7 protein-coding genes are annotated in these 7,207 nt (G+C 42.5%); 3 read left to right on the plus strand and 4 right to left on the minus strand.

The window, feature by feature from the left end; all coding sequences use genetic code 11:
- Nucleotides 1–155: 155 nt before the first annotated feature.
- The 3 genes from ACMXI2_RS10325 to ACMXI2_RS10335 form a co-directional block, all read right to left on the minus strand.
- The gene (locus ACMXI2_RS10325; RefSeq protein ID WP_483781511.1) at nt 156–623 is read right to left on the minus strand and encodes a MarR family winged helix-turn-helix transcriptional regulator; all 468 of its coding nucleotides are present in this window, start codon (nt 621–623) and stop codon (nt 156–158) included.
- A gap of 166 nt (nt 624–789) precedes the next feature.
- Complete coding sequence (locus ACMXI2_RS10330; protein WP_483781512.1) at nt 790–1,152, minus strand: VOC family protein; 363 nt, start codon at nt 1,150–1,152, stop codon at nt 790–792.
- A gap of 210 nt (nt 1,153–1,362) precedes the next feature.
- Nucleotides 1,363–1,716: a hypothetical protein gene (locus tag ACMXI2_RS10335; RefSeq protein ID WP_483781513.1), complete on the minus strand. Its 354-nt coding sequence runs from the start codon at nt 1,714–1,716 to the stop codon at nt 1,363–1,365.
- Between the two features lie 210 nt (nt 1,717–1,926).
- Between ACMXI2_RS10335 and ACMXI2_RS10340 the strand changes: the two genes are divergently transcribed.
- From ACMXI2_RS10340 to ACMXI2_RS10350, 3 genes are all read left to right on the plus strand, one after another.
- Nucleotides 1,927–2,424: a hypothetical protein gene (locus ACMXI2_RS10340; RefSeq protein ID WP_483781514.1), complete on the plus strand. Its 498-nt coding sequence runs from the start codon at nt 1,927–1,929 to the stop codon at nt 2,422–2,424.
- 47 nt (nt 2,425–2,471) lie between these two features.
- Nucleotides 2,472–3,077, plus strand: coding sequence for a Crp/Fnr family transcriptional regulator (locus ACMXI2_RS10345; RefSeq protein ID WP_483781515.1), 606 nt, complete (start codon nt 2,472–2,474; stop codon nt 3,075–3,077).
- A 179-nt stretch (nt 3,078–3,256) separates the two neighbouring features.
- A complete protein-coding gene (locus ACMXI2_RS10350) occupies nt 3,257–6,310 on the plus strand; it encodes a sensor histidine kinase (protein ID WP_483781516.1) in 3,054 nt (1,017 codons plus the stop codon).
- Here the strand turns inward: ACMXI2_RS10350 and ACMXI2_RS10355 are convergent.
- Entirely contained in the window at nt 6,300–6,941 is a 642-nt protein-coding gene (locus tag ACMXI2_RS10355; protein WP_483781517.1) for a response regulator, read from the minus strand. The two genes, ACMXI2_RS10350 and ACMXI2_RS10355, sit on opposite strands and share 11 nt — an antisense overlap.
- Nucleotides 6,942–7,207 lie beyond the last annotated feature (266 nt).

Genomic DNA, 7,207 nt, shown 5'->3' on the forward strand with positions numbered 1-7,207 from the left:
TTATAATAGTATACACAGCTAATGCATGATAATGGTCATACCTGTTCTTGATTGAGGTCATAGCCCAGCGGGATAGACGACTTGCCCCCCAAACAACTATCATCTCCAAAAAAAATTATGGTGAGCCAGCGGTCTCAAAGTTTATTCCCAATATTCTATCTGAATTCTGTTTTGTTATCTTTAATCAGATTGGCCATATTAGCATTGAATGCTACCAGATCATTACCCAATTTTGTAAAAAATTCTATGTCGGCATTTTCTACCCTGATAATAGCTTTTTGTAAAACCTTTTCTCCTGCAGCCGTAAGCCTGATCGTTTTGGCCCTCGTATCCGTCGGATGCTCGTGACGGGTAATAAAATTTTTATCTTCCAGTGTTCTTAACACCTTCGATACCATCATCCTGTCCGCATTCCCCTGATTTGCAATATCAACCTGTGTTACGGCATCGCTCTCCCTGGAAAGCCAGGCTAATGCGCAGAGCAGTATGAACTGGGTATGCGTCAGGTCCAAAGGATCCAGGACGCGCTTTTGTTTTCTCTGCCATAACATGGTCAGCTGTCCCAGAAGATAACCCGGACTGTCTTCGGGCTTTTTAAAATGAAATTCAATTTTCCTGGGCATAGTCTTTTTGTAGCATCTGTGAAGAAATCAGTTCAAACGCATCCTTTTCAACGGCAAGGACTTTCCATGACAGGCTGGGTCAATCCCTTCTGCGATTCCGGTTTTGACATGGTCCTCCGATGCCACGATAATCCGGTATTTTGTATCCCCGTTCATATCGATATGGTTAGTTTGACTTTAGAAAGGTGATGTTGTATCCGTCAGGGTCTTTAGCAACAAGGATTTTCCCGAAAGGCGTTACCTGGATCGGTCCCAATAGTGTCACATTCTTTGCTAATAACCGGGCCTGCAGGTCCTCTATTTCCTCATCGATGGCGAACCAGAGTGAGGCGCCGATGCCCAGCTCCTTTCCATCCAGGTTACCGATGGGAGTTCTAATGGCAAAACTTGCCTCACCCTTGTTATATCTAAAAATACAGGCCCCTGGATTGGTTATTCCTGCTTCCTCAAACCCCAGGTTGGTGGTGTAAAATTCTTTCGAGGTTTCAAGATCCCTAACTTGAAGGGATACAAATTCTAATTTTCTCATCGAGTATGTTTTTTGTAGTCGCAAATATAGTATATGCGACTACAATAAGCAAATCTTTTTATTGCACCGCAGTGAAGGCTCCGTTAATTTGGTTATCCGGGAAAGCTATCAGATCTTTTTGCTTAAGGCTTCAGATTGCCCCGATTATGCTACCCCGGCATTTGCGAAAAAACTGTCTCATAAATAAATGAGCCAGTTTTTTCTTTTTAATCAGTATTCCTGGAAATCATAGTACGAAGGGCTACCGCTGCCATTTACAGCAACCTCTACATAGGTGTTTGCATTGTCCGCAGCATTACAGTAAACGGGAGTAGATGGTGTAAGGAATCCGTATCCGTTCGCGGAGTATACCACGTAATTGCCGGAAGAAACATACAAATAATTGCCTGACCAGCTTAAGCCAGGTATGGGGCCATTGCCGAAGGCATAGATAAAATTCCAGGCGAAAGCTGGTGCGTGCAGGCCAGATAGGGAACCTGGCTGTTTGAATGCAGAAGTCGCTTTCATGCTAAAACCGCAGCTAAGCATGATGGCAGCGGCCAAAAGTAGCGTCCTTTTTGTCATAAAATAACTTTTAGAAGGTTAATGTGATGAAACTTTCCAGAAGTTAATGAGACTTTTTTTAATCGGTTCATCAATTTGTATCATATTGTTGCCAATTTGTATCATTATAGCTACTGCAATCAGGTTGTATCGGAATTATTTTTCTGAAATTAACTTAAGTGAAAAAAAACGTGCTGATATTACTTCAGCTTTGCCTAAAAATATTCAATTATGGGAATATCACCTTTAGGCATCTTTCATACCATTATTGGTGTCATAGCCATTGTCGCAGGACTGACGTCCTTTTTTAAATTTGGAAAAATCAATCTGGCTCACCAGTCAGGCAAGGTTTACTTTCTCGGAACACTGGTTACGTCCCTGACCGCGCTGGGTATCTCCAGGCATGGAGGATTCAATCCCGGACATGGACTTAGTTTGTTAGTTATAGTATTGATTGGCGTTTCTTTTTTCCTGTTTAAAAGAAAACAAGAAAGCAAAAAAGCACGCTATTGGGAGAACTTTTGTTTTTCATTCAGCTTTTTCCTTTCTATGATCCCAACTGTCAACGAAACTTTAACAAGAATTCCGCTGCATCACCCATTGGCAAGCGGGCCAGGAGACCCTGTGGTGGGCAGAACCTTGTCGGTGGTATTGATATTATTTATTGCCGGTGCTGTTTATCAATTTATCAAACAAAGAAAAATCAACAAATCTACAGGGATACTGTAACTTATTAAACAGGCTTTCTTACATTAGTATGAAATTGATGCAGATAAATGATTGCTACCGATGAGACTTATTACTTATTAAGACAGGTAATAAAAGAATTTTCAGGACTGACAGATGAGGATCTCTCTGTTAGTCTTTCTTTTTGGCATAAACGGAAAATATCAAAAGGAGATTTCTATAACAAACAGAATGTTGTTTGTAAAGATTTAGGAATTGTAGTCAAAGGTATGTTCAGAGTCTATTATTATGATCATAAAACTGATGAGGAAAGAAATATTTTTTTCTTTTCTGAGCATCAATTTATCGTTTCTTTCAGAAGTTTTATTTTTCAATATCCTTGTGTCTACTATATAGAGGCATTGGAAGACGCAGAGATCTTATACCTGAATTACCAGGATCTCCAGGATTTATATGCATCCTATAAAGGATGGGAGAAATTTGGGAGAATTCTTGCGGAGCATTTTTTTAATCATTCTCAGGGAAGGACAGAGGAACTGCTTTTTTTAACACATGAACAAAGGTATTTGAATTTACTAAAAGAACATCCAAGCATTGTACAGCGTGTACCTTCGTTTCACATTGCTTCTTATTTGGGTGTCAAAAATCAATCTCTGAGCCGCATAAAGAAGAGGATTTCAGAAAAAAAGAATTAAGACATCTTCTGGTCAGGCATAAAATTATAAATAAAATAAATGTATTCCCCGGCAGGCTTCCGGGGCAACAACTAAATATTTTATATCTTTATCGGGCTATAAATAAAGAAAAATATTAAGGATGTTGTTGTATTGTTGTGATATCGTATTGTCGTGTTGATAGTGTTTTTATTTCCAAGATGAACCTTATTTTTTGTCTCAACCTGTTTTTATTGAACTTCATGCCAGCGGAGCCCGTTGTTTTAATGGACACATCTGTGCATTATTTTGTCAGGCGCCTTACTGACGAAGATGGGCTGCCGCAAAACAGCGTCAAATTTATTGTGCCCGACAAGAATGGTTTTTTGTGGCTGGCCACGGAAAATGGGTTTACAAGGTTTGATGGCAACTACTTTCTCAATTTTAACAGCGATAATGTACCTGGTTTGAAAAGCAGCAGGATGGCCAGGGTTCATCCCAATGATACTGCTATAACGGTAGAAACAGACCTGGGGGAAGTATTAACAGTTACGGAGAGTAAGGCAAAGCACATCGGAAAGGAGCTGCCTGGATATAAATATCAGCGGTATGCCGCAGCCAATAACGACTATTATCCCATCAGGGGATGGCCCGATGACTATGCCGCGCATTTTGCAAAAGAGCGTCCGGTTGTGATGCCGTTGAATACAGAAAGTTATTTTGCAGTGTATCATGATACCATTTCGCTTATAAAGCAGGGGAAGATAGCGCACCGCATCATACAACCTCAGCTCGACCTGTTGCGTTTGTTTGTTTGCAGCGGGAGGCTTTTCTACCTTAACAGGGACGGACACATCACGGGGTGGGAGAAGGGAGAGGCCGTAAAAGTACCGCTTATAGGAGATGTATTGTCTGACCCTGCTTTTACTAAATGTAAGATGGAATTGTTCTGGAACCTGGCGGCGCACCAGGTTTTTATTTATACCGATAAAAATTGTTACCAGTTACAGATAGAACCGGGCGTGGGTATACGTAGTTCGGTTGTGCTGCGTGATTTCGATTTACACCGGAACTACGTTTCTTCGATTTATTATGATCAGCTTAACAGCCGGGTTTTCCTGGGGAGTTCCACAAAGGGCCTCTATATTGCTACCAGGCAACAATTTATAGTGCGTAAATCCGAGACTTCAGAAGCGGAAGTATTTTACGCACAGGCGCCTTTCCCAGGCAATGCGGTGGTAACATCTTCCGGGCTCGTATTTAATCAAAAAGGAAAATATAGCTGGCTGCCGTCGTCGTTCAACAGGGAAAAGACGATGGAGAAATATACACTGATCCGTGATAGCCAGGGAAGATACTGGGGGAGAGGTGGAATAACGTTAGTGGCGTTATCACCGGAATTCAGCCAGGTGTTGCACAAAATTGAATTGCCATACCTCATTGGCCAGATCTGCGTCGACCAGGATGAAAATTTATGGGTGGGCGGGAAATATCCAGGGTTGTACTATATAAAAACGGCTGATCCAAACCAGAAATTATATTTTCTTCCTGCTGCCGTTGATGACGTTACCTACCTGACAGAAGGAAAACCAGGAACAGGAATCTTATGGGTCGGTACGGGTAAGGGGCTATACAGGGTACATTTGCCATCAGGACGTACGGATACTATCAGGGGGCTGGAACAGGCGCATGTACGGAGTATCTATGTTCCCAAACGAGGAGAAGTTTGGATCACTACATATAACCGGGGCGTTTTTCTTTACCAGAATGAACGGCTGGTGGCCCTGCCGCAGGACCGGCAGCGGTATATGTCTACCACCCACTGCATTACGGAAGACGACCAGGGCTATTTCTGGCTCACTACAAATAAAGGATTATTCAGGATCAGGAGGCAGGATGCACTTGATTTTGCAGGCGGAAGGCAGCGTGATATATACTATTATTATTTCGGGAAAGACCAGGGCTTTAATACAAACGAGTTTAACGGTGGCTGTGAACCCTGTGCCTTAAAATACGACGACGGCGATATTTCTTTACCGTCGCTGGATGGACTGGTGCAGTTTACGCCGTCTGCTATCCGGATGGAGATGCCGGATAAAGGAATATATGTAGACTGGGTGGAGCATAACCTGAAAGTAACAGAAGCCTCAACGCAATTTGATCTGCCCAATAATTTTCAAACTTTCCGGCTACACATCAGCTCTCCCTATTTTGGCGACCCCAGGAACCTGCAGTTTTATTATTCCCTGGAGAAAGAGGACCGGCGGGAAGAACAGATATGGTTACCTGTGAACAGCGATAAAACCATTACTTTCTCTTCTCTGTCATCAGGGGATTATCGTATCCGTATCCGGAAGCTGAAGGGATTTGGGAGAGATCAGTATATCGAAAAGGTATTCGTCATCAGTGTACAGAAAGCTTTTTATGAAAGACTATGGTTCGGACTGGCAGTATTAGTCACGCTGATCTGCCTGATCATCTTGCTATACAAAATATATATCAGGAGTATCCGGCGGAAGAACCGGCTATTGGAGCTAAAGGTAACAAGTCGCACGAGGGAACTGGAAAAAACAATGACCATACTCCAGGACTCCGATGAACAGCTGCGCAAACAGAGTTTTATGCATAAGCGGCTTCTCGCTGCTATCACTCATGATATTAAAACGCCGCTGAGGTTCTTGCTCAGGGTTAATAAAGATGAACCATCATCCGGTGTATTAAAAGAGAAGGAAATAAAAACGGTTACTTACGACAGTCTTTATCGCATGCATCACCTGGTGGATAACCTGATCCATTACATGCGGATCTCTTTCCTGACAGGCGAATTTGCTGAAGATACCGTAGATATCTGCCAGCTAATAGAAGAGAAGATAGAGATCTTCAGACCGGTATCCGGCTCAAAAGGGATACAGGTCGTCAATCATATTCCGCCGGGAGTCACGGTTGTGGTAAACAAGCTGTTACTGGCGGTTGTTTTACATAACCTGTTGGATAATGCCATAAAATATACCGCCAGAGGGGTGGTGGAATTAATCGCTGAAAGGGGTGAGCATGTTTTAACCATACATTTATCCGATACCGGCTATGGTATGTCGCCGGTAATAAGAGACTGGATCAATCACGTAGAGAAGGACGGCAACGGGCATTATGACAGCGCCGGAATAGGGCTGATCCTTGTAAAGGAGTTGCTTACAATGATCAACGGCAGAATGTTTGCCTATCCGGGTGTTAACGGAGGCACTAAAGTATCCCTGCAGCTCCACGTTAATGGGTAGCTACCTGGTACATCTGCGCTTTTTCGATTAAAGCAATCACATTTTTTACGCCTACTTTTTCAAAGATACGTGTCTTGTAGGTGCTGACGGTGGTTAGCTGCAAGTGGAGTATTTCCGCAATTTTTATCAGGGGGAGTCCTTTTGTAAGCAGGTTCATTACTTCGATTTCCCGTGGAGAAAGTACCGTGAAAGGGTTATTGTGATGCTCCTGTTGCCCCGTAAATTTGCCAATCAGCAACTCCCTGACTGCCCTGCTGATATACTTTTCCCCCATAAGAACGGCGTTGATGGCTATTCTGAATTCTTCATCCGGAGAATTTTTTTCGATATAACCATCTGCGCCTGCCTGGATATAGTTAAGGGCATATAGTATCTCATCATACGCAGAGAAAACCAGTATCCTGATACCCGGTTGCCGTAGTTTTACGGCATCGATCATTTGGCGGTTGTTTCCACCGGGCATATTAATATCCAGTATCAGCAGGTCGAAGTTTTGGGCTTCCATAAGGAAAATGGCTTCATCAAATGTTCTGGCTTCAGTAACAAGCATGGCGCCGGGCAAGGAGCAGATAATTTGTTTCATACCAAGTCTTACTATCGAGTGGTCATCTGCTATCAGTATATTTATCATTTTAGATTCAGGTTAGGGAGCACAGGTAGCATAGTGGTTTGTCGGCCACTAAATTAACATTTTTTTCTTCGTATATATATTACAGTATTGTAATTTTTTTACTATATACTATTAAAAGAACTACTACCTCAAAACCGCCAGGCATCCGTTACTTTTATAAAGTTGAACTAAGCCGGCAACAGATAAGAATGCAATCATATTTTCATGTCGATATGACACTAAAATGTTACGCTCAGCAACCATCTTGTTTCTACGGAACTCCGGCA

The sequence above is a fragment of the Chitinophaga sp. G7 BAM 1005 genome (genome assembly GCF_057126945.1).

Coding starts and splice junctions, on each gene's coding strand:
- ACMXI2_RS10345 (WP_483781515.1), top strand. CDS start 2,472: ATGATTGCTACCGATGAGACTTATTACTTATTAAGACAGGTAATAAAA.
- ACMXI2_RS10355 (WP_483781517.1), bottom strand. CDS start 6,941: ATGATAAATATACTGATAGCAGATGACCACTCGATAGTAAGACTTGGT.
- ACMXI2_RS10335 (WP_483781513.1), bottom strand. CDS start 1,716: ATGACAAAAAGGACGCTACTTTTGGCCGCTGCCATCATGCTTAGCTGC.
- ACMXI2_RS10330 (WP_483781512.1), bottom strand. CDS start 1,152: ATGAGAAAATTAGAATTTGTATCCCTTCAAGTTAGGGATCTTGAAACC.
- ACMXI2_RS10325 (WP_483781511.1), bottom strand. CDS start 623: ATGCCCAGGAAAATTGAATTTCATTTTAAAAAGCCCGAAGACAGTCCG.
- ACMXI2_RS10350 (WP_483781516.1), top strand. CDS start 3,257: ATGAACCTTATTTTTTGTCTCAACCTGTTTTTATTGAACTTCATGCCA.
- ACMXI2_RS10340 (WP_483781514.1), top strand. CDS start 1,927: ATGGGAATATCACCTTTAGGCATCTTTCATACCATTATTGGTGTCATA.